The organism is Caballeronia sordidicola (genome assembly GCF_002220365.1).
GTDB lineage: Bacteria > Pseudomonadota > Gammaproteobacteria > Burkholderiales > Burkholderiaceae > Caballeronia > Caballeronia sordidicola_C.
The window spans coordinates 1-26846 of the sequence record NZ_MTHB01000110.1 but is presented as its reverse complement, the minus strand read 5'-3'; the positions used below and the strand labels follow the sequence as shown (position 1 = coordinate 26846).

25 protein-coding genes and 1 pseudogene are annotated in these 26846 nt (G+C 60.4%); 12 read left to right on the top strand and 14 right to left on the bottom strand.

Going from position 1 to position 26846, the window contains the following annotated elements; all coding sequences use genetic code 11:
- Window positions 1-9: 9 nt before the first annotated feature.
- Window positions 10-1902 (bottom strand): RNA polymerase sigma factor RpoD, encoded by a 1893-nt coding sequence (gene rpoD, locus BSU04_RS17255; protein ID WP_089161982.1) that lies wholly within the window; start codon window positions 1900-1902, stop codon window positions 10-12.
- Window positions 1903-2653: 751 nt separating this feature from the next.
- Between rpoD and BSU04_RS17250 the strand changes: the two genes are divergently transcribed.
- The 5 genes from BSU04_RS17250 to dapA all read left to right on the top strand — a co-directional run bounded on the left by BSU04_RS17250 (window position 2654) and on the right by dapA (window position 9195).
- The gene (locus tag BSU04_RS17250; protein WP_089161981.1) at window positions 2654-4081 is read left to right on the top strand and encodes an FAD-binding oxidoreductase; all 1428 of its coding nucleotides are present in this window, start codon (window positions 2654-2656) and stop codon (window positions 4079-4081) included.
- Window positions 4082-4192: 111 nt separating this feature from the next.
- A complete protein-coding gene (locus BSU04_RS17245; protein WP_089161746.1) occupies window positions 4193-5299 on the top strand; it encodes an ABC transporter substrate-binding protein in 1107 nt (368 codons plus the stop codon).
- 54 nt (window positions 5300-5353) lie between these two features.
- A complete protein-coding gene (locus BSU04_RS17240; RefSeq protein ID WP_089161745.1) occupies window positions 5354-6451 on the top strand; it encodes an ABC transporter ATP-binding protein in 1098 nt (365 codons plus the stop codon).
- A gap of 96 nt (window positions 6452-6547) precedes the next feature.
- A complete protein-coding gene (locus BSU04_RS17235) occupies window positions 6548-8263 on the top strand; it encodes an ABC transporter permease subunit (RefSeq protein ID WP_089161744.1) in 1716 nt (571 codons plus the stop codon).
- A gap of 26 nt (window positions 8264-8289) precedes the next feature.
- Window positions 8290-9195, top strand: a complete 906-nt coding sequence (dapA, locus tag BSU04_RS17230; protein WP_089161743.1) for a 4-hydroxy-tetrahydrodipicolinate synthase — start codon at window positions 8290-8292, stop codon at window positions 9193-9195.
- Between the two features lie 15 nt (window positions 9196-9210).
- Here the strand turns inward: dapA and BSU04_RS17225 are convergent, their stop codons facing one another.
- Window positions 9211-10038, bottom strand: a complete 828-nt coding sequence (locus tag BSU04_RS17225) for an IclR family transcriptional regulator (RefSeq protein WP_089161742.1) — start codon at window positions 10036-10038, stop codon at window positions 9211-9213.
- Between the two features lie 97 nt (window positions 10039-10135).
- Here BSU04_RS17225 and BSU04_RS17220 point away from each other — a divergent pair, with 97 nt between their 5' ends.
- The gene (locus tag BSU04_RS17220; protein ID WP_089161741.1) at window positions 10136-11296 is read left to right on the top strand and encodes an alpha-hydroxy acid oxidase; all 1161 of its coding nucleotides are present in this window, start codon (window positions 10136-10138) and stop codon (window positions 11294-11296) included.
- Window positions 11297-11409: 113 nt separating this feature from the next.
- Window positions 11410-11751 (top strand): zinc ribbon domain-containing protein YjdM, encoded by a 342-nt coding sequence (locus BSU04_RS17215; protein ID WP_089161740.1) that lies wholly within the window; start codon window positions 11410-11412, stop codon window positions 11749-11751.
- 75 nt (window positions 11752-11826) lie between these two features.
- On the opposite strand, the gene BSU04_RS17210 is transcribed toward BSU04_RS17215, so the two are convergent.
- Both BSU04_RS17210 and BSU04_RS17205 read right to left on the bottom strand, forming a co-directional pair.
- Complete coding sequence (locus BSU04_RS17210) at window positions 11827-12480, bottom strand: YukJ family protein (protein ID WP_089161739.1); 654 nt, start codon at window positions 12478-12480, stop codon at window positions 11827-11829.
- A 14-nt stretch (window positions 12481-12494) separates the two neighbouring features.
- Window positions 12495-12701: a hypothetical protein gene (locus BSU04_RS17205; protein ID WP_089161738.1), complete on the bottom strand. Its 207-nt coding sequence runs from the start codon at window positions 12699-12701 to the stop codon at window positions 12495-12497.
- Between the two features lie 225 nt (window positions 12702-12926).
- Between BSU04_RS17205 and BSU04_RS17200 the strand changes: the two genes are divergently transcribed.
- A complete protein-coding gene (locus BSU04_RS17200) occupies window positions 12927-13238 on the top strand; it encodes a hypothetical protein (RefSeq protein ID WP_089161737.1) in 312 nt (103 codons plus the stop codon).
- Window positions 13239-13341: 103 nt separating this feature from the next.
- Here BSU04_RS17200 and BSU04_RS17195 read toward each other — a convergent pair whose 3' ends face one another.
- The 5 genes from BSU04_RS17195 to BSU04_RS17175 form a co-directional block, all read right to left on the bottom strand.
- Entirely contained in the window at window positions 13342-13740 is a 399-nt protein-coding gene (locus BSU04_RS17195) for a 4'-phosphopantetheinyl transferase family protein (RefSeq protein WP_179258350.1), read from the bottom strand.
- Window positions 13741-13747: 7 nt separating this feature from the next.
- Window positions 13748-15391: a long-chain-fatty-acid--CoA ligase gene (locus BSU04_RS17190; RefSeq protein WP_089161736.1), complete on the bottom strand. Its 1644-nt coding sequence runs from the start codon at window positions 15389-15391 to the stop codon at window positions 13748-13750.
- 42 nt (window positions 15392-15433) lie between these two features.
- On the bottom strand, window positions 15434-17251 hold the full coding sequence (locus BSU04_RS17185) for an alkyl sulfatase dimerization domain-containing protein (RefSeq protein ID WP_089161735.1): 1818 nt from the start codon (window positions 17249-17251) through the stop codon (window positions 15434-15436).
- 69 nt (window positions 17252-17320) lie between these two features.
- A complete protein-coding gene (locus BSU04_RS17180; RefSeq protein WP_089161734.1) occupies window positions 17321-18004 on the bottom strand; it encodes a TetR/AcrR family transcriptional regulator in 684 nt (227 codons plus the stop codon).
- Window positions 18005-18133: 129 nt separating this feature from the next.
- On the bottom strand, window positions 18134-19069 hold the full coding sequence (locus BSU04_RS17175) for a LysR family transcriptional regulator (RefSeq protein ID WP_089161733.1): 936 nt from the start codon (window positions 19067-19069) through the stop codon (window positions 18134-18136).
- A gap of 256 nt (window positions 19070-19325) precedes the next feature.
- Between BSU04_RS17175 and BSU04_RS17170 the strand changes: the two genes are divergently transcribed.
- Window positions 19326-20648 carry an MFS transporter gene (locus BSU04_RS17170; RefSeq protein ID WP_179258349.1) on the top strand — a complete coding sequence of 441 codons (1323 nt, stop codon included), beginning with the start codon at window positions 19326-19328 and terminating at the stop codon, window positions 20646-20648.
- 107 nt (window positions 20649-20755) lie between these two features.
- Here the strand turns inward: BSU04_RS17170 and BSU04_RS17165 are convergent, their stop codons facing one another.
- Window positions 20756-21871 carry a porin gene (locus BSU04_RS17165; RefSeq protein ID WP_089161731.1) on the bottom strand — a complete coding sequence of 372 codons (1116 nt, stop codon included), beginning with the start codon at window positions 21869-21871 and terminating at the stop codon, window positions 20756-20758.
- A 420-nt stretch (window positions 21872-22291) separates the two neighbouring features.
- On the opposite strand from BSU04_RS17165, the gene BSU04_RS17160 reads away from it, so the two are divergent.
- Entirely contained in the window at window positions 22292-22822 is a 531-nt protein-coding gene (locus tag BSU04_RS17160) for a hypothetical protein (RefSeq protein ID WP_089161730.1), read from the top strand.
- A 324-nt stretch (window positions 22823-23146) separates the two neighbouring features.
- Here the strand turns inward: BSU04_RS17160 and BSU04_RS17155 are convergent, their stop codons facing one another.
- Entirely contained in the window at window positions 23147-23566 is a 420-nt protein-coding gene (locus BSU04_RS17155) for a winged helix-turn-helix transcriptional regulator (RefSeq protein ID WP_089161729.1), read from the bottom strand.
- A 437-nt stretch (window positions 23567-24003) separates the two neighbouring features.
- Between BSU04_RS17155 and BSU04_RS17150 the strand changes: the two genes are divergently transcribed.
- Both BSU04_RS17150 and BSU04_RS17145 read left to right on the top strand, forming a co-directional pair.
- Window positions 24004-24876, top strand: coding sequence for an NmrA family NAD(P)-binding protein (locus tag BSU04_RS17150; RefSeq protein ID WP_089161728.1), 873 nt, complete (start codon window positions 24004-24006; stop codon window positions 24874-24876).
- Between the two features lie 37 nt (window positions 24877-24913).
- Window positions 24914-25327 carry a DoxX family protein gene (locus BSU04_RS17145; RefSeq protein WP_256982907.1) on the top strand — a complete coding sequence of 138 codons (414 nt, stop codon included), beginning with the start codon at window positions 24914-24916 and terminating at the stop codon, window positions 25325-25327.
- Between the two features lie 91 nt (window positions 25328-25418).
- Here the strand turns inward: BSU04_RS17145 and BSU04_RS49155 are convergent.
- From BSU04_RS49155 to BSU04_RS17135, 3 genes and pseudogenes are all read right to left on the bottom strand, one after another.
- Window positions 25419-25617 (bottom strand): annotated as a pseudogene (locus BSU04_RS49155) (hypothetical protein); the annotation flags it as partial.
- Between the two features lie 123 nt (window positions 25618-25740).
- The gene (locus BSU04_RS17140; RefSeq protein ID WP_089161727.1) at window positions 25741-26055 is read right to left on the bottom strand and encodes a DUF4148 domain-containing protein; all 315 of its coding nucleotides are present in this window, start codon (window positions 26053-26055) and stop codon (window positions 25741-25743) included.
- A gap of 548 nt (window positions 26056-26603) precedes the next feature.
- On the bottom strand, window positions 26604-26846 hold a 243-nt coding region (locus BSU04_RS17135; RefSeq protein ID WP_144021259.1), incomplete at its 5' end, for a transposase domain-containing protein.

The following is a 26846-nucleotide window of genomic DNA, read 5'->3' as shown; positions in this document are numbered from 1 at the left end:
CGGCGATCCTCAATGTGCCAGGAACGACCGCAGCTTCTCCGACCGGCTCGGATGCACGAGCTTGCGCATTGCCTTGCTCTCAATCTGGCGAATCCGCTCACGCGTCACATCGAACTGCTTGCCGACTTCTTCCAGCGTATGGTCGGACACGGTGTCGATACCAAAACGCATACGCAGCACCTTTGCTTCACGCGGTGACAAGGAATCCAGCGCATCCTTGATCGCGAGACGCATGTCGGCGTGCATGGCGGCATCGGCCGGCGATTCGGTGTTCGAATCTTCCACCATGTCGCCCAGCGTCGTGTCGCCGTCTTCGCCCAAAGGCGTTTCGAGCGAAACCGGCTGCCGCGCAATCTTGAGAATGCTGCGAACCTTTTCTTCCGACAAATCGAGGCGAACCGCCAGCACCGACGGATGCGCTTCCTGTCCAGTCTGCTGCAGGATTTCGCGCGATACGCGGTTCAGCTTGTTGATCGTCTCGATCATGTGCACCGGCACGCGGATGGTCCGGCCCTGATCGGCGAGCGAACGCGTCACAGCCTGACGGACCCACCACGTGGCGTACGTCGAAAACTTCCAGCCACGCCGGTATTCGAACTTGTCCACGGCCTTCATCAAGCCGATGTTGCCTTCCTGGATCAGATCCAGGAAATGCATGCCGCGGTTCACGTACTTCTTCGCAATCGAGATCACCAGACGCAGGTTCGCTTCCGTCATTTCGCGCTTCGCCTGACGCATCTTGTGCTCGGCGGACGTCATCTGCTTGTTCAGCGCCTTCAGCTGCAACAGGGGCAACATCAGGTTCGACTCGATCTGGATCAGCTTCTGCTGTTCCGCCTGAATGGCCGGCAGGCTGCGTTCCAGCGCCTTGCCATAGGCGCTCGAGGTTGCCGCATGACGCGTTGTCCACTCGAGATCCGTCTCGTGGCCGGGGAACACTTCCACGAACTTCTCACGCGGCATGCCAGCCAGATCGACGGCGATCTTCAGGATGCGACGCTCGATAGCGCGGACCTGTTCGACCTGCTCGTGAACCTCGGCGCACAACCGGTCGATGGTACGAGCGGTAAAGCGGATGGTCGCCAGCTCGCGCTGGATGTGTTCCTGCACGCTCGGCCAGTCACCGGTGCGTGCGTCGTCGGCCATATAAGCCGCATGGAACGCGTCGAAATGGTCCCGAACGTTCGCGAACATAGGCAAGCAGTCGCGCAGCAAATGCTTGAGGCGCGTTGCGTTCGCACGCGTTGCTTGCTCGTCTTCGGTCTCGCCGTCTTCGTCGTCGCTTTCCGACGCGAGTTCAGCTTCGTCGAGCTCAGCGTCGGCGTCGGCGTCCGCCGCCCCCGCGTCTTCGTCGAGGGTGGTGTCCTTGAAGCCATCGACCAGTTCGTCGATGCGCAGTTCGCCAGCGACAATCTTGTCCACGGTCGTGAGCAGCGTGATCACGGTCGACGGGCACGTGAACGCCGCCTTGATCATCTCGCCGAGGCCGTCTTCAATGCGCTTCGCGATCTCGATCTCGCCCGCACGGGTCAGCAGTTCGGTGCTGCCCATTTCGCGCATATACATACGCACGGGATCGGTCGTGCGGCCGAATTCCGAGTCGACGGTCGCCAGCGTGACTTCCGCTTCTTCGTCCGATTGCTCGTCCGACACCGCCGTGGGGGCGGAATCGTTCAGCAGCAGCGTTTCCGAATCAGGCGCTTCTTCATAGACGGCCACACCCATGTCGCGGAAGGTGCTGACAATGGTTTCGATAGCCGACGTCTGAGCAAAGTTGCCCGGCAGGTGATCGTTGATCTCTGCGTGGGTCAGGAAACCTTGCTGTTTTCCCAGTTGAATCAACGCCCGCATCTGGCGTTGACGTTCATCGGCCTGCTCAGGAGAGCAAACGCTTTCGTCCATTGGCCGCGACAGCTTGTCGGCGGACCCACGGCGGGCTTTCGATTTTTTTACAGGCGCGCCGTTGCCGGCGGTAGATTCGGTTGGATCAAAACTTGTCATACATTTCCTCGACAGCTTTGCTCTGTAATGACAAACCAGTGCACAAGCGGTTAGACACGAGCACTACCGTGACGACCGACGGGATCATCACCTCGGGTTCAGCTATTCAGCTACTTCGATGCGTTGATTCGAGCAAAACTGAATCAGTTTGGAGGCGGGACGCGCTAACGAGCGCAGGATTCGCGCGGGTCGTACAGTTTATAGCAACTTGGTTGCGGCTAGTGCGGTAAACGCCAATATCGGGCGTATCTAGTAGCCGAGCGCAGCAAAACTACAACATTTAGCTCGGACAAGCACTCATTTGCGGACGAATCAGCCCGAATCAAGACCATGCGAGTCACATGAAGTTCGCTGGTCGAACCTGAAAAGTGTGGCTTCATTCCGACCCCGATTTATGCATTTGCTCGGTGACGGACGATTCTCGTCGACTTTGCTTCGGCTGAGTCAGTTTTTTCCGTTAGCAGCTTTTCTCCGGCTCCGCTCGCTCAACCCTTGTCGACTACCTGACTGGCAAAAACGCCTATTTTAATCGCATAGCGATCACACACATTTCAATGCGATTTTTTTCTGCCTACTCTCTTTTCCATGCGCGGCGCTTTCGCTGACCCTTTCCTGATCCAGGAGGCCGCCGGTGCTTATCGAGGAACTCGACATGAAAACCGTCACGGCGTTGATCGCTTCCCTGGAAGCAGAACTCGGCGCCAATGCGGTGCTCACCGCCGAATCCGACCTCGCGCCTTTCACGGAAGACTGGCGAGGCCGCTACAAGGGGCCGGCAGCAGCGGTCGTCCAGCCCTCGAACACCTCGCAGGTGTCGGCCGTCGTGCGCCTGTGCGCGGCGCACGGTGTCCCGGTCCTGCCGCAAGGCGGCAACACCAGCTTGTGCGCGGGTGCGGTGCCGGCGAACGTGGGCCTGCCGCCGGTCATCGTCAATTTGACGCGCATGCGGCGCATTCGTCATATAGATGCCGCCAACGGCTCGATGGAAGTCGAAGCCGGTTGCGTGCTGAAAACCATCCAGGACGCAGCCGCAGCCGAAGATCGCCTGTACGCGGTGAGTCTGGGCGCCGAGGGTTCGTGCCAGATCGGCGGGAATTTATCGACGAATGCGGGCGGCACCGCCGTCCTGCGCTACGGCAACACGCGCGACAACGTGCTGGGGCTCGAAGTCGTACTCGCCGACGGCACCGTCTGGAATGGCCTGCGCGCATTGCGCAAGGACAACACGGGGCTCGACCTGAAGCACTTGTTCATCGGCACGGAAGGCACGCTCGGCATCATCACGGCGGCGACGCTGAAACTGCATCCGCTGCCGGTGCAACACGCGCTCGCGTGGTTCGCGCCCGTCGATCCCGCCGCCGCGCTGCACATCCTCGGGATGTTCCAGGCCGCGTGCGGATCGCGGTTGAGCGCCTTCGAGATGATCAACCGCCGCCAGCTCGAACTCGTGATCGAACATGTTCCAGGCCGCCGCAATCCGCTCTCGGAACTGCATGAATGGCACGTGCTGGTGGAACTAGGAGACACCCACGGCGGCGAGGAAATGGCCGCGCTGATGCAGCAAACGCTCGAACACGCAGCTGAATCCGGCCTGATCCATGACGCCGTCCTCGCCACCAACGAGACACAACGCGCCACGTTCTGGGAAATTCGCCATAGCGTGTCGGAAGCCAACAAGAAAGGGGGCGTGGGCCTGACGACCGACTGTGCGGTACCGGTGTCCGCCGTGCCGCTGTTCATCGAGCGTGCCACGCAAGCGGTGCATGCCATTGTTCCCGGGCTCGACATCATCGTGGTCGCGCATCTTGGCGACGGCAACGCGCATTTCATCCCCTTTTTCACCTTCGACGCCTGGCGCCAACTCGCCGATCGCTCCTCGATGGCCAACACCCTGCGCCGCTGCGTGAACGACGTCGCGCATGAATTGCGCGGCACGTTCAGCGCTGAGCATGGCGTCGGGCAAACCGGGCTGCCGGAAATGGCGCACTACAAATCCGCAGCTGAACTCCGCCTGATGCGGGCCGTGAAGAACGCGCTCGATCCGCACAACCTGTTCAATCCGGGACGTTTGCTGCCCTGAATTTCCGGGTCCCCCCGGACCGCGTTCGGATCCCCCGATCCAGGCCAGGAGAAGAAGCCTGGACGTTCGCATCACAGCGTTTCTGTTTCTATCCACACCCTTGGAGCCGACATGAAAAAGCAGCCCGCACGCGATGAAATTCAACAGCTTCAACAACCCGGCCGCCGCACGGTCATCAAAACGGCTGTCGCCGGCGCTGCCGCGGTGGCGTTCCCGTTCGTCTGGACGCCATCGCGCGCCGCGAACAAACGGATCGTCATTCGCGACGATGGCGGCATCTATACCAAGGCGTACGGCGCGGTGTTCTACAAGCCGTTCACGGAGAAGACGGGCATTGAGGTGATCGGTGTGCAAGCGAACGCCGAACCGACCGCGCAGATCAAGAGCATGGTCGAGACTGGCAGCTACACGTGGGACATGGCCAAGATCAGTCAGCCGGCCATCCTCCTGTTGACGGGCGGCGGCAAGGAATACCTGGAGAAGCACGGGCTTGAGGCCGACCCGATGATCGCAAAGATTCCGGCGCAATACATGTCCCCGTATGGTGTTGGCACCAACATTTATACGACCGTCCTCGCTTATCGCACCGATGCCTTCAAGGGTCGCAAGGCCCCCAATTCATGGGCCGATATGTGGAACGTCAAGGACTACCCGGGCCGTCGCGGCCTGCGCAAGTATCCGTTCGATACCTTCGAAGAAGCGATGATGGCAGACGGCACGTCGCCCTCGCAGGTCTATCCGGTCAATTTCGACAAGGGCATCGCAAGCCTCGACAAGATTTCCAAGCACGTCGATGTCTGGTGGACCACGGGCTCGCAAGTCGAACAGATGCTGGGCTCCGGTGAAGTGGACATGATCAGCACGTGGGTATCGCGGGCGCAATCGGCCATTGCAAACGGCGCGCCGGTCGCGATCGTCTGGAACCAGAACATTTGGGGCGTCGATAACTGGTCGATCCTCAAAGGCACGCCGAACGCGAGCGCGTGCCGTGAGTTCATCAAGTTTGCGTCCGATCCAAAACGGCAGGCCGCGCTGGTCGAGTATTTCCCGGCCGGTGTTACGCAGCCCGAAGCGTTTAACTACATCAAGCCCGAGATCGCGAAGAACTGCCCGACGTTCCCGGAGAACATGAAGAACGGCCTGCATATCGATGCGAAGTTCTGGCAGGAAAAACAAAGCGTCGCGCTCGAGCGTTTCAATAGCTGGATCCTGACCTGAGCGCTGTTTTCATCGCGGTCCTTTTGTGTTTTCACCGTCACGGATGCCGATTCCATGCCTGCTTCGAACCTTCAAATCACGGGACTGTGCAAGCGTTATGGCGACTTCGTCGCGCTCGCGCCAATCGATCTCGATGTCGCCCAGGGCGAGTTCCTGATCCTGCTCGGACCCAGCGGCTCGGGCAAGACGACGCTGCTCAGCCTGATCGCGGGGCTCGCACAACCGGACGATGGCCAGGTGCGGATCAATGGTGTTGACGTGACATACGGCGCACCGTATGAGCGGGACATCGGCATGGTGTTTCAGAACTATGCGCTGTTCCCGCACATGACGGTAGCGGAGAACATCTCGTTCCCTTTGCAGATGCGCAGGACCGATGCCAAAAAAACGCGTGAGAAAGTCATGCAAGCGCTTGAGATGGTGCATCTTCCGCATGTGGCGGAACGTTATCCGCGTGAATTGTCGGGCGGTCAGCAGCAACGGATTGCACTCGCGCGCTGCATGGTCTACCGGCCGTCGATCATCCTGATGGACGAACCGCTCGGCGCGCTGGACAAGAAATTGCGCGATCAGATGCAACTGGAGATCAAGCGGATTCATCGCGACCTGGGTACGACGATTGTCTACGTCACCCACGATCAGGAAGAAGCGATGACCATGTCCGACCGCATCTGCCTGATGAACGCCGGTTCGATTGCGCAACTCGGCACGCCCGCCGATTTGTATTTCCGGCCGAAAAGCGTGTTTGTCGCGGACTTCCTCGGCGAATCGAACCTGCTCGATGCGGTGGTGACGGGACGCAGCGGCGACCAGGTGCAGATCAGCGTGCAGGGTGGCGCGAACGTCAACGCGATGGCGTACGACCCGGTGATCCGCGATGGCCGTCCGGTGAAGCTGATGCTGCGTCCGCAGAACCTGCAGATCCACGATGGACCGCCGGCTGCGTCGATCAACGGCGGCACCTTGTCGGCGAAGCTCACCGACATCATGGTCACCGGCAGCATGACGAAGCTCTATCTGCAGTCGCATATCAGCGACGCCGCGCCGCTCGTCGCGGCGTTTCCCACCAACCGGCTCGGCCGCCAGTACGAAATCGGGCAGACGCTCGGGCTTTCGTGGCTGACTGCGGACGCTGTTGCGATTGCGGGGTAAGAAATGAATCGATCCGCCCTGACTGCTGAGCAAACGCGTCCGGGAGCGCCGCCGCCACGGCCTGCCCGATGGCGCGCATGGTTGCGACCCGGTGCGATGAGCGCGCCGATCATCGTATTGCTGCTCGTGATGCTCGTGTACCCCGTCGGCCAGTTGCTGCTGCTGAGCGTGCATAACGACAGCGGCTTCACGCTCGTCGAATACAAGCGGCTCTTCGCATCGTCGGTCTATGTGGATGTATTGCTGATCACGCTGAAGATCTCGTTGTGGACCACCTTCTTCTCGGTGCTCACCGGCTATCCGATTGCGTACCTGATTTCCTCGCTGACGCGGGAGCGGAAGAACCGGTTGCTGTTCTGGGTCCTGCTCTCCTTCTGGACGAGCTTTCTCGTGCGCACATTTGCATGGGTCGTGCTGCTCGGACGCAACGGCGTGCTCAACCAGGTGTTGCTTGGACTTGGCATCATCGACCGGCCGTTGAGCCTGCTCTATAACTTTTCCGCCGTGATCGTGGGCATGGTTCACGCGCTGATGCCGCTCGCGGTGCTGACCATGCTCTCGGTCATGGAGAACATCGACCGCCGCTTGCCGAGCGCTGCAGCCACACTCGGCGCGCGTCCGGGCACGGTGTTCTGGAAGGTGTATTTTCCGCTGTCGCTGCCGGGCGTTGCAGCGGGTGCGTTGATGGTATTTGTCACGGCCATCGGCTTCTTCATCACACCCACGCTGCTTGGCGGACGCCATCAGACCATGATCACGCAACTGATCATCGACCAGGTGATGCAGGCATTGAACTGGGGTTTCGCGGGCGCTATCTCCGTGCTGTTGCTGGCGGTCGTGCTGATCGTGTTCCTGGTCTACGACCGCATGGTCGGCCTTTCCACGATGGCCGGCGGCAACTCGGCCGCTCGTGGTCCAAAGCACGGCAAGGGCTGGGCCGCCAAGCTCGGCGATGTCATCCTGACCGCCCTGGGCAACGCGACCGATGCCGTGCTCGCCCTCTTCCCCAAACGTCGCAAACGCCGCGCCGTCGCCGGCGAAAGCCTGACGTTGCGCGTAGTGGTCATCCTGCTGCTTGTATTCCTGAGCGCGCCAGCGTTCCTGATGATTCCGCTCTCGTTCGATTCCGCGTCCGGTCTCGCATGGCCGCCGCATGGTTTCTCGCTGCAGTGGTATCGGCAGATCACTGATTCGCCGTTGTGGATGCAGGCCATCACGCGCTCGATGCTCGTGGGGATCGGCACCGGCATTCTTTCGATGCTGATCGGCACGCCCGCCGCGTTCCTGTTGGTGCGCGGCGGCATGAAGGGCAAGGCGGCCATGCTCGCTTTCATACTCGCGCCGATCGTGGTGCCGCGCATGATCATCGCGGTAGGGGTGTTCTATTTCTTCGCGAAGATCGGCTTGATCGGATCGTCTTTCGGCCTCGTGCTGGGACACACCGTGGTGGCCGTGCCTTACGTGGTGATCACCATGATGGCCGTGCTGCGCAACTACGACACGCGCCTGGATCTGGCCGCGCACAGCATGGGCGCACGCCCGTGGGCCACGCTGCGCCGCGTCACGTTCCCGATTCTCGGCGCGGGGTTGATGTCGTCGTTCCTGTTCGCCTTCGCTACCTCCTTCGATGAACTGACCATCGCGCTGTTCTCGTCGGGAGGCTTGAGCACGACCTTGCCCAAGCAGTTCTGGGATGAAATCACGATGCAGATCTCACCGGTCATTGCGGCTGTTTCCACGTGCCTGTTCGTCTTTGTTGCAGCCCTGATCTGGGTGGCGGACCGGTTGCGCCGCCGCAGCCTCGCTTCTTGAATAACCTTGTTTTCCAGGACTAACCCATGCTTTCAGCACAACAATTACGTGGCGTCTTGCCGGCCATCCCGACTCCCGTCAATCCCGACGACACCATCAACGCCGACGCCGCTCGCGCGCTCATGCGCTATCTGTTGAAACAAAGCGTGGACGGTGTGGTGCCGCTTGGCGGCACTGGCGAATATGGCGCGCTCTCGCGTGCCGAGCGCATACGCATGGCCGAGATCACGGCGGAGCAGGCCGCGGGCAAGATCCCCGTTGTCGCGGGCGTGCTCGACCCCGGTTATCACGATGCGATGCAAGCGGGAAAGGACTTCGCTGCGGCCGGCGTCGATGGTCTGCTCGTGCTGACGCCCTACTACACCAACCCGACGCAAGCCGGTATTCGCGATTACTTCATGCGTTACGCCGATGAATCGCCGCTGCCGATTCTTATCTATGAAATCCCGTATCGCACGCGGATTGCGATCGCGCCTGAGGTGCTGCATGAGTTGTCGAAGCATGAGCGGATCATCGGCATGAAGGCGTGCAACACGGACATGTGGCATTTCCTGCGCACTGTTGCGGGCGTGGATGAATCGTTCGCCGTGTTGAGCGGCGAGGATACGTTGTTCCCGTTGCACGTGGCAGCCGGTGCGCGGGGTGGGATCGTGGTCACGGCGACGTTGCTGCCGACTGCGTGGCGACAGATTTATCAGTTGGCGTCAGAGGGGAAGACGCAGGAAGCGCTGACGTTGCATCGCTCGCTGATTCCGCTGATGAATATGGCGTTCGCCGAGACCAATCCCGGCCCGATGAAGTCCGTGATGGACCTGATCGATGTCCACGCGCCCGCGATGCTTGCGCCGCTGGTTCAGGCGGAAGCAGGGTTGTCGGCGCGCTTGCGCATCGAACTCGAGAAGCAGCTCGACCTATACGAGCGCGGGCTTTGAAGCGTCGCTAAAGGCTCAACGCTTGTAGCTCGACAGCCGCGCTTTCGAGATCGAGGTCGCGGCGACTTGCACGTGCTGCGCGAGTTCGGCTTCCACGCGTTCGATCGACCACCGCGAGGTGGGCACCGAGATATTGATTGCGGCAACAGCCATACCGCCGTGATCCGTGACCGGCGCGGCGACGGAAATATCGCCGAGCACGGTCTCGTTCTCGATCACCGCGTAACCGCGTCGCGCGACCTTGCGCACGCGTTCGAGCAGTTTGTCGGGATGGGTTTCGGTGTAGTGCGTGAGCGGATCAAGCGGCGTCTGCGCCAGGATTTCGCGCACGCGCTCGTCCGACAGACGCGACAGGATTGCTATGCCCGCAGCGGTAAACATGGCCGGCAAACGAGCACCAACCACAATGTCGATGTTCACCAGATGCTGCCCCGGAAAACGCGCGACAAACACGATCTCGTGGCCGTCGAGTTCCAGCAAGTTGGTGGTTTCGCCAAGCCGCCGACTGATATCGAGCAGATAAGGCGATGCTTTGTCGATGAGTTCGTTGGCCCGCACATAGTTGTACGAGAACTGCAGCACCTTCGTCGTCAGGCCGTAGTTGCGGGTTTCGGGCACGCGGTAGAGGTAGCCGAGCGCTTCGAGCGTATGAACCAGGCGCTGGGTCGCGCTGCGGTCGAGCCCGGACGTGCGGGCGATATCGACGAGAGTCATGTGACGGCTCGGGCCGTCGAAGGCGTGCAGGACCTGGAAGGCTTTTTCAGTCGATCCGACAAACAACGACGAGCGCTGAGTCGCTTTTTCATCAGGCTTTTCCGGCGTGCCAGCGGCGCTTTTGGACATGCTTGTGGGGGCTTTGAGAGTATCGCATTGTGATTGTCCCAATTGTAGTGCAATCGAATCTCACGTTTATGATCGATTGCAATTTCGTGGAGCCTGGATGCTTGCCTCTGTCGCTGAATACCGTATCGCTGCACAGCGGCGTCTGCCGCGGCTTGCGTTTGATTACCTGGATGGCGGCGCCGAAGACGGCGACGCGTTGCGGCGCAATACTGATGCGTACGGGCGGTGGCTATTCAAACCACGCGTGCTCAAGGACGTGTCGCGCTGTTCGAGCACAACGGACTTTTTCGGACGCGAAGCGGCGGCGCCGCTGATCGTGGGACCAACGGGCTTGAACGGACTCTTTTGGCCACGCGCCGACGAACTGCTCGCACAGGCCGCGAGCCGCGCGAACTTGCCGTTCGTGTTGTCGACCGCGTCGACATCGTTGCTGGAAGATGTACGCGCCGCCGCGCCGCAAGGTGACCTGTGGATGCAGCTCTATGTGCAACAGGATCGCGGCATTGCCGAAGACTTGATGCGACGCGCCGGCGCTGCTGGTTATTCAACATTGGTTCTCACCGTCGATGTCCCGGTGCACGGCAAGCGCGATCACGACACGCGCAATGGTTTCCGGTTGCCGTTGCGAATGTCACCCAAGCTTCTCGCCGATTGCCTGACGCATCCGCATTGGTGCTGGCAAATGGCACGCGCGGGTTCGCCGCAATTGATGAACATTGCGAAGAGCGTGGGCGAGCATGCGGATTTATCGCGTCACGCAGCCATGCTGAGCCGGCAGATGGACTTGTCGCTGAGCTGGACGGATCTGGAGTGGGTGCGTAGGCACTGGAGCGGCAAGGTGATCGTCAAGGGCATCATGGGCTTGGAAGACGCACTGCTGGCGCTCGCGCATGGCGCCGATGGCGTGGTGATATCGAATCATGGAGGCCGGCAGTTGGGGAGCACGTTCGCGCCATTGGAGCTGCTGCCGGAGATCGTTGAGGCGGTTAGCGGAAAGACGGAGATTTTTATCGATGGCGGAGTGCGGCGCGGCAGCGATGCCTTGAAGGCGGTCGCATTAGGCGCGCGCGGCGTATTGCTAGGGCGAGCGCCGTTGTATGGCCTCGCTTCGCGCGGAGCAGCCGGGGCGAGCGAAGTGCTCGCACTGATGATGGACGAGATGTTGATTTCGCTGCGCTTGTTGGGGTGCCAGGGAATGGGCGATCTCGGTCCCGCGTTTGTCGGCCGCGATGGTCCGCGTGGCGCAAGCCTGGTTTAAACGACGCACTCAGTCAGATCCTCAGTCAGCCCCTCAGTCAGCCAGCCCCTTATAATCCCGGCCGCCGGAGCGCGTTCGCGCCTCCTCGACTGTTACGATTATGTGAAGGAACTATGTCACCACTCCCAGCCTGCCCACTCTGCTCGATGGAAAATACCTACGCGGACGCCGATCGCATCGTTTGCGCAGACTGCGGCCATGAATGGTCCGCATCAGAAACCGCGCCTGCCGATGACGACGCGAAAGCAGTGGTGAAGGACGCCAATGGCAACGTGCTGGCCAACGGCGACTCCGTGGTGCTCATCAAGGACCTGAAAGTGAAGGGCTCGTCGATCACGCTGAAGGTAGGTTCGAAGGTGAAGAGCATCCGGCTGGTAGGCGGCGACCACGAGGTCGACTGCAAGATGGACGCCGGCAGCTTCATGCTGAAAGCCTGCTATTTGAAGAAGGTTTAAGCGTTAGCTGGAGGTCGAAAGCCATCGGACGGCGATGGCTTTCGAGGCACCTAAGCAACGCCCCGTGCAGCGCGTTCACCCTCCTGCTATCGGATTGCCCTGGTCGTCGGTATCGAAGGTCTGCGACTGGAACGCAAAGAAAAACGCCCGCCACGTATTGTCCGCATACGCGATCATCAGTGCCCCGTCCTGATACACGCCGTTGTCCTGTTCGTACTGGCCGCCGTTGCCCTGGTTCATATGGATGTCGTGCACGCCATTGCCGGGCACGAATTTGAAATACTGGTCCGGTATGTTTTCTTCAGGACCCCATCTCGATCCAAATGCGTAGATGATCGACCCTTCCATGGCCATCGCCGCAACCACCGCGCTTTCCAGTTTGTCTTTCAGATCATTCGTCGAGCCGGGCGCATCGGCGGGAACGGGCGTCATTGCCTTGATATCGACCAGGCCGCCGCGCACATAGTCAATGGCGAGACCGCCGGGTGTAGACGGCAGTTTGGTGAAACCGGGCGTCAACGCACCCAGACCGCTTGTCAATGTTTCGGGCAATGTATCCAGCTCTTCAAACAGAACCGTTGAAGGCGCGTGCGGTGCTGACGACTTTACGTTCGATGCAATCCGGAAAACCGTCGGTCCGGCGTGGACCAGGATTTGATAGTGGTCGTCATCGGCATTGCGAAGATGACCGGTCACGGTGCCCTTGAGCACCCCGTAGTTCACTGCCATGCATCCTCCTCGTGTCAACCTGGTATTGAAACCGGCAGCAGCCGCTGCTCCTGCCCCTGCGAAAGCCGGCTTCCCTCATCCCTCACCTTACTCCTGCGATCGACCGTGACATAGCCGCCGGGCGAATTCGCGCAACGCCCGTCCAACGAGGCGATGCACGCGTTGCGCCCGTTGCGCTCCTCGCCGGCCGGTTCGACACACAGGTTGACAAGAAGTGCCATGGAAACCGCGAACACCCGGAAACATCCACACAATGTGCGGTTGCCATCAAACCGTCATTAAAAAATGCACGCGCGCGGCTATCGTCACTGCCGCCTTTCGTCTTATGTACGCTCGCAAACACATCGGCTTTTGGGAGCGGTATGTAATGTCACCAACGCGACTCTTTCGTCACGTACAGTACCCCGTTCGACCACCGCACACGTCTATCAGGTCTTGCGACATTCATGAACGCTCCTTTCCTTTCCGACCACCACGTCAGCGACGCCCCTGATAACCCACGGGTGGGCCGCGCGTTCGCTGCGCGGCTCGACATGACCATAAAGCGTTCCGGGCTTTCGTCTGGGCGCGTGGCGAAATCGCTGGGTGTCACGGAAGGGGATGTCACGCTGTGGCGAGCGGGTATCACGCTGCCGCGAGCCGCCGACTGCCGCCGCTTGTCGGAACTCCTGCACGTGGAAATGGCGTGGCTGAGCGGTGGATCGAAGCCGGCCGGCGAAGGCGAGCGCAGGTTCGGCAAGGTGAATGCCATTGTCTAGCGGCTATGCGACTCATCGACGATGTACGGCGTTTGCTTAGTGCGCCGGTCAATTGCCCGGCAAAAGAGGCGTTGAGCGAGATCGCGATCGATCGCGCACGCTTTTAGACGGCGGCAGAATCCCAGACGATAAGCGTCAGGAGTTTGTCGTCGAAGGCGCGATAGGTCCCGCAGAATTGCCTCCCAGCGAATAAATGCGGTGCCAAACTCCGTGTGAGTTGCCTAAAAACGTGTTCTTCGCTATTGAAGCCGGTTAAACGAGCAGCGTCAAAGTCGAACCAGTCTCCCACCTGGTAAAACAGCGCTTTGAACAAGCTTTCTTTCGCCGAAAATAGTAGTGTGCCTCCCTCAACGAAACTCAGCGTCTTGCTGCAAAGCAGCAGATCGGCTTCTCTTTCATCCATAATGGAATACTTGATTTTATGTAACAACTGAAGATCGAGTATCGCTCGAAGGTCCGCGCCCGGCTGAGTCAGATCCGATTCAAACTCAGCCGATGACACCCGCGTCCTAGCTTTCCCTCTCGCGAAGCTTGCGCCTCAAGATCTTTCCTACATTGCTCTTGGGCAGTTCATCGCAAAATTCGACGGCCTTCGGTCTCTTATAGCCAGTCAGCCGCTCCCGGCAAAACGCCAGGATGTCGACCTCAGTGAGCCCGGGGTCACGACGCACGATGAAAAGCTTCAGGGCCTCACCGGAGTGTTCGTCGCGCACCCCAATCGCCGCGACCTCGAACACGCCAGGATGCAAGGCGACCACGTCCTCGATTTCGTTCGGATACACATTGAAGCCGGACACAATGACCATGTCCTTCTTGCGGTCGACAATCCTCACGAAGCCGCGTTCATCCATGATGCCGATGTCGCCCGATTTGAAGTAACCGTCCGGCGTCATGGCGCTGGCGGTTTCATCGGGCCGGTTCCAATAGCCTGCCATCACCTGCGGCCCGAAAATGCAGATTTCTCCCGGCTCACCCTGGGCAACGTCACGCCCATCGTCGTCGCGAATCGCGATGAATGTCGAAGGCAACGGCACACCGACCGTACCGCTGAAAGCAGTGCTTCCGGACGGGTTGCTGGTCGCGCACGGTGAAGTCTCGGACAGCCCGTAGCCTTCAATGATCGGCTTGCCCGTCCTCTCAAACCAGCGCGCCGCCACGCCTTGCTGGATTGCCATGCCACCGCCGTTCGCAAGCATCAGGCTGGACAGATCGAGCGTGGCGAAACCCGGGTCGTTCAACAGCGCGTTATAGAGCGTGTTGACGGCCGGGAACGAGGTGATCGCGTAACCGTGCAACGCCTTGATCATGCCGGGAATATCGCGCGGATTGGGAATGAGGATACCGAGCCCGCCGGCCCGCATGGTCAGGAACGCGCATACCGTCAGCCCGAAGATGTGATACAGCGGCAAGGCAACCACGGTGACAATCGGATCGGCATCGGGACGCTCCCGGGTCAACGGCTCGCGCCACGCTTCGCTCTGAAGCACATTGGCGATCAGGTTCCTATGAAGCAACATCGCCCCTTTGGAAACGCCGGTCGTGCCGCCGGTGTATTGCAGCACTGCAAGGTCATCGGGCTCTACATCGGCACGCGCAAACGGGGTGAGGGCGCCGTGCTCCAAGGCCTGGCTGAAGGTAGTGCGCGGGGTAGGCGCCTGTTCATCAAACGCTTGGCGGGCCGACACGCCCATCATCTCGCCAATCGACGTCACCACGACATGCAACACCCGCGTGTTGCGTTGAACTGCCTGCAGGACCGCATCGAATGGTTCGAGCAGGACAATCGCCTCGGCGCCGCTGTCGACCAGTTGATGTTCGAGTTCGCGCGGCGTATAGAGCGGATTGACGTTCACGATCACATAGCCGGCGCGCAGGATAGCCGCCATTGCCACCGGATACTGCAGCACATTCGGCATCATGATCGCGACCCGCGCGCCTCGGGCGAGCCCCTTCGATTGCAGCCACGCGCCGAGATTTCGCGACTGCACGTCGAGTTCCGCATACGTCAGTGTCCGGCCCATGCAGGCAAACGCTTGCCGCGACGCAAACGCCTCAAAGCTCTCGTCAAGCAGGTCCGCCAGCGAACGGTATCGCGTCGGGTCGATATCCGCGGGAACGCCGGGCGGATAAGCTTTCAACCAGATTCTTTCCATGCTGCTTTTTGTCGTACTACTCATCGTCCTTCTCCTCGATGTCTACCGTGCCGCAAGTGCGGGCAATCGTCGCGAGGGCCGATCAAAGCAGGCTACAAACGCACGCAGTTGATCGATGGTTCCGCGCTCGAGCATGATGGTTCCTGCTTGAAGCAGCTCTGGCGCCTTGCCCGCGATGTCGCGCAGCATCGTGTACAAAGTGGCGGTGTCGAGTGCAAGCTGGAGGTGAGCATTTGGCCACGGGCGCTCGTGAACCTGAAGTACCCCCTTGCGCAATTCCAGCGCGAACGTGGTGTCCCGATCCGTCAGCCACAGGGCGAGGATCATGTGTACATCGGAAGACAGCACAGGATCGACAGAAACACAGAGGCGCTGCAAAACGTTGCCAAGCGGTTGCGCGCGCATCACGTCCATTGACGCCAGTCCGCCGCCCGCGAACGGCATTTCGTCATATGCATGCTCCAGCTCGCGCGCCGCACTCAAGTACCAGTTGCGCCAATTCGTGTTCTCAGTGCGATACCCCAGCTCGCGCAACGCCTCTGCCTTGATCGTGCGTGCGTCGGTATCCGTAATATCGAGTCGCACGAGCAACGTGGCAAGCTCGGCAGCCCAGCGCCAGTCGCTGTCCCCGAGAGCCGCCCGGGCGGCCGCGCGCACGGCTTCGGGACCGTTCATCATGTCGACCGTGCGACGCACCCGCTCCATACGTGGCAATGGATCGAGAGAAGCGGGATCGCCGTCGAACCACCCCAGTTGCCCGGTGTACACCTGTCGCACGGAATGCTTGACCGTGCCGTAGTACTCGCCCAGCCACGCGTGCTGGGCCAGATGCGGCGGCAGCGACGGAATGGCGTCGGCGAGTTCGTCCTGCGTGAGGCCGCGATTCATATGGCGGATCGCCTGGTCGTGGATGAACTGGATCGCATCGCGATACACGGACAATACGTCCGCCACAGCCGCTTCGCCCGACACCGGACGGCCATGCGCCGGCACCATGTGCGCCGCACGGAAGTCGCGCATCATGTCGATCGTGCGATACCAGCGCACCGGATCGCGATAGCGCGTGCCACGCAGCGTATGCACGTTCGCAAGACACTCGCCCTGGATCACTTCCGCCGACAGCAGGACGCCAAGGTCGGGCAGCCACATCACGATCTCGTCGTCCGCTTCCGATGGCGCATAGCGAAACTCGAAACGCACGCCGGCGAGCACGATGTCGAGGGTGTCGTCGAACACGCGCGTGGGCGCGAGAAAGCTGGCGGGTTCGGCAATCAGCACCGGCCCGATTCCGGCATTGACCTTGCCGGTCGGGCCTGCGGGCAGCAGCGCGCCGAAGCTGTACGCCGAGCGCGCGGCGAGGATGGGCGCGACCAGGTTCGCGTTGTTGATGACCGTTTCCATCAACGAACTGTGCGCGATGATCTCTACACTTCCCGCCGCGAGTTGCGCCTCATCGGCGAATGCACGCACGCCGCCCGTGTGGTCCGTGTGGTTGTGGGTGTACACCACCGCCTTCACCGGCAATTGTGCGTGGCGCGAATCGATTGCGCAGAAGTCCTCATAGATGCGTTTCGCTGCCGACACCGCTTCGGTTGTATCGATTACCACGATGCCGTCGTCGCCGACCACGAAGATGATGTTCGCGATCGCATAGCCGACAGCGCAGTACACCCGCTCCGCCACGCGGTAGATGCGCTGCGCCATGCGCTGCGAATGCTCCGTCAAACGAGGCGCAACGGTAGGTGCCGCAATCGCGAAGGCGAGGTTCACGCCGGCGTCGAACGCGACGTCGAGCGGCTCGCCAAGGTGTGGCGCGTCAAAAGCGGTTTGGCGTGATAAGCCGGCGCAACATGGGGTCATGGACGTCTCCTTGCGGCAATCGACAATAAAATCGGAACCAGAATTTTGATTCCGTTTTTGATGAAAAAATCAGGGAATGGCCAAAATCAGGCAACGGCGAAACTGTGTCTTGAGCCAAGGGGCGAGACGACGGCTCGCCAGCGACAACGGGCCGGGATCGTTCAGGACGATGTTGACCAGCATGCCCAGGATCAGTTGCAGCGCGGCTTGTACCTCGAACTCAATCGATTCTGCATCCGCTTTTTGCGCATTGCGTTCTTTGACGATCGCGGCGACGAGCGGCGGCACGATCAACGCAAGCACGTCGCGGTTCGCTTCCTTGACGATGTCCCACGTTGCTCTCGGTCGCGACACGCGTAGCAGCGAGGCATGGAACAGTCCACGGTTGCGGCGAAACGACTGCACATACATCTCGACGATCGCGTCCGCGATCACCCGTGCGTCGCCCGAGCGCCATTCGGACTCGCTTGCCAACATGTCGCGAACGCGGTCGCGACCTCCGGTCATGGCGCGCTCGAGCACCACGTCGAAAAACATGTCTTTGCTGTCGAAGCGCCGATAGAACGCGCCAATAGAGGTGCCCGAGCGTTCAACGATATCCGTGATGGATAGATCGTCCAGATTGCCGCTCGCCTCAATCAGTTCGCGGCCAGCCCGCAGCATTTTTTCCAGCCCGATCTGGCTGCGCGCCTGCCGCGGGACCGCGAGGGCGGATTCAACTGCTGAGCGGCTGGCTGTCTGGGGTCTGGGCATGGGGGCTTGTGAGCGGTGTTGCGTAAAAACGGAATCCAGATTCCGGATCCTCGGCGAACACCCGCACTTTGTCAACCCGGCCAAGGGAAAGCCCTATGCCTGGCGAATGGCGTCTGGCTGTTGCCTCAATCACATCAATCCCCGCGCGGCCGTGTTGGCGTTGTCCATGACTTCCTCGGCCAACGCCAGCGCCGCGCTGGCGGCGGGCGAATGGGTTCGCTCAGCCAGGGAAACGAGTGCGAACTCAAGACTCAGTTTCGGCGGATGCGTGAGTGGAATGCGCGCGAGACGCTGACCCTCCAGGTCGCGCCGGACTGCCGAGGCGGTTGCGAACAACACCGCATCCGTTCTGGCCACGACCTCCTTGAGCACAGCGACGTCATTGCATTCGACCTGCAACGGAATTTCCTCATGCGCGCGATACTTGAGCAGGCGATGCAGCGCATCTTTCATGAATCCAGGCAGCGACACGGAAACGAGCGGAAACTCCCGCAACGCGGAAAGCGGCACCAGGCCGCGCGCCAGCAGCGGATGATCCGGCCGCGCAAACCAGCCGCCTTCATGACGCGGCAAGCGGTGCAACGCCAGGTCCGGCGCGACGGGCGGCACACGCCGATCCGTCACCACGAAATCGACACGTTCCTCGCGAAGTTTCTGAATAAGTTCGTCGCCTTCGCTCAGTTGGATCAGCACCTTGATCTTGGGAAAGCGCAGGGAAAACTCGACCAGCAGGTCTGGCAGCAGCACGACAGCCGCGTAGGGCCCCAGGCCAATCTTCACCTCGCCGAGTTCGTGCGCCTTGAGCAACTCGACGTCACGGAACATGCACCGTGTTTCGAACAGGACCCGCCGCGCGCGCTCGACCAGGAGGCGGCCGGCAGCGGTCAGCGCGACGCCTCGCGCGGCACGATCAAAGAGCTTCATGCCCAACTCGTCCTCGAGCGCCTGGATGCTGCGGCTCAGGGCGGGCTGGCTCAAATGGACTCGGCCAGCTGCGCGGGCAAAACTTCCTTCCTCAGCCAGCGCAACCACATGAGAGAGCCGGCGCGAATTGATTTCATGCATTGTTTGCAACGTTCCGATAAAGATAATGCACTTGAACTATTGCGTTATACCACCTCAAATGGGCGCAAACGTGCAGCCAGGACCGCCTCGATAAGCTCAACAGAGCCGCACACAGGAGACGTTATTGAAAACCCCTTCATCGCGCACCGCTCCAAAACCCGCCTTGTTTGCCACCGCGTCCACGTGCTGCCATCGGTAACACATTGGGGCTATGGGTTCACTGACCCCACTGCCAGGGCATTCTCAGGAGCATTTGATGTTTGAAGCAAAAGATTCCGGATTCGTGCTGGACCGCTCTGTACCCATCGCGACAGCGAGCCGTCGGCGCTGGGTGATCGTAGCGTCGCTCTTTCTTTTCATGGCAATCAATTTCGCCGACAAGGCCGTGCTGGGCCTCGTCGCGCTACCACTCATGCGCGACATGCAACTGACGCATGCGCAGTTTGGAATCGTCGGGAGCGCGTTTTTCCTGCTTTTCGCGTTATCGGGGATCGGCCTCGGGCTGGTCGCCGATCGACTCAACGTGAAATGGCTGATGGCGGGTCTTGCCCTGGTATGGGCGGTCGCGCAATTGCCGCTTGCGTGGCCTACCAGCTTCGCCGTGCTGCTGGCCTGTCGCATCCTGCTCGGCGCGGGAGAAGGGCCGGCGTCGCCGCTCGCGCTTCACGTTGTGTACACCTGGTTCGAGGATCATGAACGCAGCCTGCCGACCACCATCGTCCAGCAAGGCGCCACGACCGGCATCATCCTGGCGGGGCCGGTGCTCACCTTCATCGCTCAACGCTGGTACTGGCACGCGGCGTTTCTATCGCTGGGCGTGGTCGGCGTCATGTGGACGATTCTTTGGCTGGGCGTTGGGAAAAGCGGCGACGCGCACCGCCACCGCCCGCTCGGGAATGCGCTGCGCGCCGACTGGGCTCCGGTCCGCTCGAATGTGCGGTACCGGCGCCTCCTCACCGACCGGACTGTGATCGGCGTGTTGCTGCAGGGACTTGTGGGCTATTCGGTAATAGCGATCGGCGTGACCTGGGTACCCAGCTATTTTCGGGTAGCGCTCGGGTTCAGCGCCACCGAGGCCGGTTGGCTCTTCGCACTGCAAGTGGCGGCGCAAATTCCCATAGGGCTCGCACTGGCCATGCTGTCGCATCGAATGCTTGCTCGCGGGGTATCGTCGCGGCTGGCGCGTGGCGCACTGGTTAGCAGCGCGTGCGTCGTGAGTGGGATCGCCTATTGCATGCTTTATGTCGAGGCCCCGCCGTTCGCAAAAGTGGCGCTGATGGCGCTGGCGAGCGCGCTAGCCCTTCAGGCGTTCACCTTCGGCCCGCTGCTGGTAGCCGAAGTCACGCCGGACGCACGGCGCGCCGCCATGCTGGCGATCACGAACTCAATTGCAACGTTGGCGGGATTGATTGCTCCTGCCGCAATGGGCAAGGTGCTCGGCGTGGTGGCGAACAATCGAGGATATGAGTTGGGCTTTATCGCCACGGGCGTGCTGCTGATCGTGGTGGGCGCAGCGGGATTCCTGCTGCTCGATCCGCAACGCTCGCATAAGCGTTTGGAACAATCGTCCCAAGGCTGAAAACGCGTTCAACTCCAGGCGCGAAGGTTCCGAATTGCCGGATCAAAAACTGCGGCGCCCGGCTACATGCCGGGCGCCGCAGTATTTTAATCCGGCCAGCAACAACGTCAGAACTGGTGACGCAAGCCTGCCATCGCGCCCAATTGCGTACCCTTCTGAGCCAGTCCAATACCGTTGACGCCTTGCAATTGCGCGCCGATCAGGTCTCCCCGGTATTGCGAGTAATCCGCTTCAAGGTACACGTCCGTACGCTTGGACAGGTTGTAGTCACCCACAAGCTGATACTGCCACGCCGAGCCATCCTTCGATTGGGTCTTGCCATCCTGCAGCGTACGCCAGACGTTCGCCGCAAAGTGCCACGCATTGCCCACCTGCTGCGTAACGCCGCCCATGATCATGCGACGTTTTGAGAAGTCGGTGTACTTGAGCGCCGTCAGCGCGGCCGCCGTGAACGGTCCGTTAGCGAAATTGGAGAAACCGGCAGCGTTCTGGTCGACGATATACCCCAGCGCAAATCGCGTCTTATCCCACGTATACGATCCTCCGAAGGTCCATGACTTCGAATCGCTGCCGTTGACCGAGTCTTTCGATTCCTTATAGGCGCCGCCCAACGAGACCGGGCCGTTCGCAGGTGCGTACGCGGCGGCCAAGCCGATCTCGCTGCCATACGACGTGTGACCGGCAACGCCACCAAACGCATAGGCCGCCGAGGCCATGAGGTCGTGGGCGTGAAACTGGTACTGAACCTGATTGCTCGTCCAGATCCCGCCGCTCATTGTCACCTCGGGCTGGAAACTGAAGTCGTACGGGACCCATGGATTGCTGCCGTACCCGCCAATCGTGATCCCTTCAATCATCACGTTATATTGACGACCTATGATGACCTGACCATACGTACTCGAACGTATTCCGACCTGTGCCTCGTTGAAATACGGCAGAGTGGGGTCGCTTTGACCGTTGTTGATGTCGAACCGATTTTCGAGTTTGAAGAAGGTCGACCAACCGCCACCCAGATCCTCGACGCCCTTCAGGCCCCATCGGCTTTGTGTCATGCCGCCATTACCAAGCGCTACGCTTGAATCACCCGCTTTGTTGGCGTTCGTCATGTAGCGGACGCTTTCGTCGACAACACCATACAACGTGACGCTCGATTGCGCATGCGCTTGCTGACAAGCCAGCACGACCGGCAGCAAGGCGTAACGCCACTTGCTCGACTTCCTCATATTGTCTCCCCTTTTTTGAGTTTCGCTTTCTGCGAATGGGTGGCTTTGCGCCGGAATCAACAGCCCTCTGAATCTCCACGCAAAGGCTTGCCGATTCGTTCTGCTGATTTACAAGACAGTGCTTGCGACTTCAATTTGACGGTAAGCCCGCGATAATTCCAGTGCATTGTTGTTATTGTCTAAATGCAGTCGCTGCATGGAATGCGCGGGTGCGCCGGAAGGCCGGTAGAGGCCTCAGGCCGGGATGGGCCGCCGCCAGCCGCCCAGGGCTCTTTTGCAAAAAGGCTGGGGGCGCAGATCACGAGCGCGTTAGGACGAAGCGCGAGCCCGCAATAAGTAATCTCAAAGTTGGCGACCGTTGCACAGGCGCTGCAGGCCTGTCTTCGAGGCATGCGGAATGGGCGACAGGAGCCTACACGTGTGCGTAGTTTGCTAATCGTCGTGGACGATCCTCTGTTCGGTGAAGCGTCGCGCAAGCGTGACGGTAACCACTTTGCGAATTCGCTTGGCAGCACGCTGGGGGCTAACGCAGGTTCGATCCCGGTAACGCTGTTGCAGATCGACTCTGAGGCAGATGCACGCGCTTTGCCCAAGACGATTCTGTCGTCTCATGCGACGCAAATCATGCTTGTCAAGGCCACACGCGTGACGACAACCTCGCGCGGTGACGCCGAGGCCGTCTGGCAGCTCGCAATCTCCGACGTCAATGCGTCAATCGTTCCCAACGAGCACGACCCTTCGCGGCCCAACACGCGCGTAGAGATGAAAACGTTCTATCGGGAACAGATCAGCGCCGACGTTATCGCGGGCTTGGACATCTTTGTCGGCGGCATCGACAAGAACGCAGAGAAAATGGGTTTGGCGATCGCCGCGCGCCTGCGCGAGGAACACGTGCTAACGCCCGATCCATCAGTAGGCGCGACGCCGGTCGTGACGCCGGAACACTCCTGATCGGAGGCCCAGCGCGATGAGGAAGTCAGCGCGATCACTCTGAGCGACGGTGCCCGGGCAACGCGGCTGAGCGCTGGACAGTTGGACGCCCGCCGATCCGTCGATAACGGACATTAACCGGGCGACGTGACGCCGTTAGCGCCACCACAGCCAACAGCAAATTCAGATTTCACGGCGGACTTTTTTTGATTGGTAAGTGGGTCCTCTTTCAGCGGAGGCGTCGAGCACGAAACGCGTGATACGTCCTTGCGCGCCATCTGCAAAGCCCGGACATATGAACTGCCCGCTTCAGGCTTGCGCCCCCCCTCACATCGAACCGGGCATCTAGCTCGGGACATCGCCGGGTGCGCCGTCAAAGCGGACGCGCGCGGCATGAATCTCGGAATAACGACGATCGGCCCAATCGATGAGCGCCGCCATCGGGTCCAACAGGGACTGGCCTAGCGGGGCCAGACGATATTCGACGGTCGGCGGCCGGGTGGGAAAAACATGGCGGGTGACGAGTCCGTCGCGCTCCAGATCGCGGAGTGTCTGGGTAAGCATGCGCTTGGAAATGTCAGGGATGGCTCGGTGCAGCTCGCTGAAGCGCTGCGATCCCATCGCGAGCTCCATGATCATGAGCATGCTCCATTTGTCGCCGATGCGGTCGAGCACGTCACGAACCGCGCAGTGTGCGGACTGGGCGTCGCGTAATTCACGCTGATATTGGCTGAATCTCTCGATCGCATTCTGTGCGGTGCTCATTCGGGTTCCCTTTAACTCTTCTGGTAACAAAAAACTGCCTCCTTACGGCGCGAAGCATAGGTCTCTATGATAGACCTGCTCTCAAACAGAGACCTTTCGAAAAGGAGCTTTCATGTCCAGACCCAGTTCCCGGCTGCCTTTCATACCGAACTCCGGCGGGCTTCTGGGCGGTCGTGTGGTGAAGTTGCCAGTGAAAGTGGGAAATTCCAATGTCACCGCATCCAGCCGCAGCTGCAGACTTGAGCTGCGTCGCCGGGAAGGTTAAAGCAGATATCAACGATCCAATCACGCTCGCCGCGGCTCTTTGCCGAAGTCGAGCGCTTGCTGATCTTCTCCCTCGTTGGATTGGTCACATTAATCTTTCTGACAACAGCGATTTGGATAAATCTCCAGATCGCGAGTTGATTTAAAGGCAGTACTATTTTTAGGAGAAACGCATGTTTTTGGTAATGGGAATGACGGGACAAGTAGGTGGCGCGACGGCCAAACATTTGTTGGCGCAAGGCAAGAAAGTTCGCGCGATGGTCCGCAATCGCGAGAAGGCGACGACTTGGGCGGATCAGGGTGTGGAACTGGTCGACGGCGACTGGAATGATGCGGCCGCCGTCGAGCGGGCGCTCGAAGGGGTCGAAGGTGCGTTTGTCATGCTGCCCGCTGTCTGGGCACCCTCGCCTGATTTCAAAGAAGCAAAGGGCCTGATCGCGAACTATGTCCAGGCCCTGACCAAGGCAACGCCGCCGAGGATGGTTGTGCTCTCGTCGATGGGTGCAAACAGAACCAGCGGCCTGGGAATGATCACGGCCCTGTCGCTTCTCGAGCAAGGACTTCGCCACCTGACATTGCCGAGCGCGTATGTGCGCGCCGGCGGGTTTTTCGAAAACTTCCTTTACGGCTTGCACGTCGCCCAGGGCGGCACGCTGCCCGTCTACTACAATCCGACGAGCCGGAAATCGACCATGGTCGCGACCGACGATATCGGCGCCGAGGTGGCAACGCTGCTGACCGGGCCGGCGTGGTCCGGGCATCGCGTCGTCGAGCTCGGCTCGATGGTCAGCGCCGATGAAGTCGCGGCCCAACTGGGCGAAGTCATGCAGCGCGACGTCAAGGCCTTTGCCATCCCGCGGGGCGGGTGGCCGGCAGCGTTCGAACAGCTCGGCATCCCGAAGGGCCAGACCGGACCGGCCGAAGCGATGTTCGATGCCGTCAACGCGGGCTGGATGGACCTCGGCGTCGAGGGTACGGAACACGTCGCGGGCACCACGTCCCCGCGCGACGTCTTTGCGGCGGCCCACAAGGCCGCTACGGCATGAACTGCGGCATTCACACCCAGAAAGATCGAGGTCCGACATGAAGGCTTTTGTTTTGAATGCAACGGGCGGAACCGGACGGCTGTCCAGGATTTCCTGGCGCCAAGTATTACCTTTGGTGCTTGCCGCTTTTTTTGTCGTGGGATCGCTCAGCAACATCCTCGCCCCGCGATCCATCTTTGAGGAATACCTGAAGTGGGGATATCCGCACTGGTTCCATTTCGTGACCGGTTCGCTGGAACTCATGACCGCCATTCTGCTTGCGCGGGCACGGACGCGGCTGTGGGGCTCGGCGCTCGGCTGCACCGTGATGTTGGCTGCGCTCGCGACCGTCACCCTCCACGGCGAATACGGGCATGGGGTGGCGCCACTTGTCGTGGTGACACTGTCGATTGTTGTCGGCTGGATCGCTTGGCGCAATCGGCTCGCCGCCGGTTCCATGGCACGGGCCTAAACTTTACGCGGCCTCCAAGAACTTAAAAGCCTGCCGGAGCTGCTATTACCAATCCGTTGTCGGTTTCAATCCCGGATGCAACAGGGTTGAGTTATTGAATTGAGCGCGGCGGCTGCTGGGACAAGGCGAGCATTCGAGCAAAGACTTCGAGAGGGGAATGGACGGCGTGCGCGAGCGTTGGGGCTGTCGGCCATTGCATCGAGATCGTCCTGGGTGAAGGTGTTCAGGTCGGTGCCCTTGGGCAGGTACTGGCGCAGTAGCGCCGAGGCGGTAGTGGCGTCTTCCATGCGGAACCCTGCATATCGGTCCAATCAATGACTTGACCCGTGAACCCGGATGCGTGTTTTTATGACTGTCAAAGGCGACCTGAGCATGAATAAACCTGGGGCTCACACGCGTGAGCCAGTATTTACTCAACCGGGCTTTGTTTGTGGGCACTCGGTCTCGTACCAGATATCGACCTGACGCTGTGCGGCCTCAAGATCGGCCGGGTAGTCAGGATCATCATTAAACGCTCCGGGATGGTAGCCCGCTTTTTCCAAGGCTGCCACTTCACTCATATTGCGCTCGTGGGTAACCGGTGCCTTGTCCTTGATCTCGGTCAGGTCGCGGCATTCCACGGCGCTAAGGTGGCCCCCTGTGCCTGCCTGCATGCCCCCTGTGGCACATGCAGCGAGCAGGAGCACTAACGCGGTAAGCATCGGCCAGGCCTTGTTTGCGTTCTTCATTTTGCGTTTCCCTCCATTGAAGCAATACTGACCAAGCATGGCTCATTCCCGGCCGCAGGCTCGGGTATCGAGCCGAGGCCTTTCCGCCCCTCGGCCTTCGCAAGCTTATGATGACAGGCGGTCAACTACGGGCCAAGATTGCTATGGTCTCCCGGCCCGGCAGTTTGCACGAGGCCCGCGAGCTCTCGCCTCTTTGGGACGGGACCTGAAACTGCAACGCCGTCATCGGTGTGATCGCCCGACTCCGTGGTGACGCCTGCAGCGCGGGCAACTATTGCTAGCCAAGCTCACAATGAGCTCGCGTTCTCCAACGACCAAGTCGGGATAAGCAAACGCCCGACAAGCCCTGAGATTTACGCACTGAATCATTCGTACATTTTGAGCACCTCCGCCAGCGCTCCTTCGATTATCTTGTTCGACAGACTCGGGTCCTTCACTGCGCGGGCGAGTGCTATTGAACCCACGCAGGTGCTGAAGATCATGACCGCTTTATCCGTAAGCGGTCAACGAACCCGCCCGTTGCGGTGTTAGGTCAGATAGGTTAGCGATTAAACGGTCGGCTTACGAGCGGGCGTGCCAAGCTTCCACGGCAGCAATGCTTCGTAGTCGTCGGCGACTTTTGCGTACGGCAACGCCTTGAACAGATCGACCAGATACCGATATATATCAATGTCGTTGGCCTTGCAGGTTTCGATCAGCGAGTACAGGTTGAGACTTGCCTTGGCGCCCGCCACCGTGTCACTAAAGAGCCAATTTTTTCTTCCGACGACAAACGGTCTGATTGAATTTTC

What these genes read in the sequence shown, in the direction of transcription:
- BSU04_RS17225 (WP_089161742.1), bottom strand. Translation starts at nt 10,038, where the DNA reads ATGTCCAAAAGCGCCGCTGGCACGCCGGAAAAGCCTGATGAAAAAGCG.
- BSU04_RS17175 (WP_089161733.1), bottom strand. Translation starts at nt 19,069, where the DNA reads ATGCATGAAATCAATTCGCGCCGGCTCTCTCATGTGGTTGCGCTGGCT.
- BSU04_RS17245 (WP_089161746.1), top strand. Translation starts at nt 4,193, where the DNA reads ATGAAAAAGCAGCCCGCACGCGATGAAATTCAACAGCTTCAACAACCC.
- BSU04_RS17180 (WP_089161734.1), bottom strand. Translation starts at nt 18,004, where the DNA reads ATGCCCAGACCCCAGACAGCCAGCCGCTCAGCAGTTGAATCCGCCCTC.
- BSU04_RS17215 (WP_089161740.1), top strand. Translation starts at nt 11,410, where the DNA reads ATGTCACCACTCCCAGCCTGCCCACTCTGCTCGATGGAAAATACCTAC.
- BSU04_RS17150 (WP_089161728.1), top strand. Translation starts at nt 24,004, where the DNA reads ATGTTTTTGGTAATGGGAATGACGGGACAAGTAGGTGGCGCGACGGCC.
- BSU04_RS17210 (WP_089161739.1), bottom strand. Translation starts at nt 12,480, where the DNA reads ATGGCAGTGAACTACGGGGTGCTCAAGGGCACCGTGACCGGTCATCTT.
- BSU04_RS17190 (WP_089161736.1), bottom strand. Translation starts at nt 15,391, where the DNA reads ATGGAAAGAATCTGGTTGAAAGCTTATCCGCCCGGCGTTCCCGCGGAT.
- rpoD (WP_089161982.1), bottom strand. Translation starts at nt 1,902, where the DNA reads ATGGACGAAAGCGTTTGCTCTCCTGAGCAGGCCGATGAACGTCAACGC.
- BSU04_RS17165 (WP_089161731.1), bottom strand. Translation starts at nt 21,871, where the DNA reads ATGAGGAAGTCGAGCAAGTGGCGTTACGCCTTGCTGCCGGTCGTGCTG.
- BSU04_RS17185 (WP_089161735.1), bottom strand. Translation starts at nt 17,251, where the DNA reads ATGACCCCATGTTGCGCCGGCTTATCACGCCAAACCGCTTTTGACGCG.
- BSU04_RS17220 (WP_089161741.1), top strand. Translation starts at nt 10,136, where the DNA reads ATGCTTGCCTCTGTCGCTGAATACCGTATCGCTGCACAGCGGCGTCTG.
- BSU04_RS17205 (WP_089161738.1), bottom strand. Translation starts at nt 12,701, where the DNA reads ATGGCACTTCTTGTCAACCTGTGTGTCGAACCGGCCGGCGAGGAGCGC.
- BSU04_RS17200 (WP_089161737.1), top strand. Translation starts at nt 12,927, where the DNA reads ATGAACGCTCCTTTCCTTTCCGACCACCACGTCAGCGACGCCCCTGAT.
- dapA (WP_089161743.1), top strand. Translation starts at nt 8,290, where the DNA reads ATGCTTTCAGCACAACAATTACGTGGCGTCTTGCCGGCCATCCCGACT.
- BSU04_RS17250 (WP_089161981.1), top strand. Translation starts at nt 2,654, where the DNA reads ATGAAAACCGTCACGGCGTTGATCGCTTCCCTGGAAGCAGAACTCGGC.
- BSU04_RS17235 (WP_089161744.1), top strand. Translation starts at nt 6,548, where the DNA reads ATGAGCGCGCCGATCATCGTATTGCTGCTCGTGATGCTCGTGTACCCC.
- BSU04_RS17145 (WP_256982907.1), top strand. Translation starts at nt 24,914, where the DNA reads ATGAAGGCTTTTGTTTTGAATGCAACGGGCGGAACCGGACGGCTGTCC.
- BSU04_RS17170 (WP_179258349.1), top strand. Translation starts at nt 19,326, where the DNA reads ATGTTTGAAGCAAAAGATTCCGGATTCGTGCTGGACCGCTCTGTACCC.
- BSU04_RS17240 (WP_089161745.1), top strand. Translation starts at nt 5,354, where the DNA reads ATGCCTGCTTCGAACCTTCAAATCACGGGACTGTGCAAGCGTTATGGC.
- BSU04_RS17140 (WP_089161727.1), bottom strand. Translation starts at nt 26,055, where the DNA reads ATGAAGAACGCAAACAAGGCCTGGCCGATGCTTACCGCGTTAGTGCTC.
- BSU04_RS17155 (WP_089161729.1), bottom strand. Translation starts at nt 23,566, where the DNA reads ATGAGCACCGCACAGAATGCGATCGAGAGATTCAGCCAATATCAGCGT.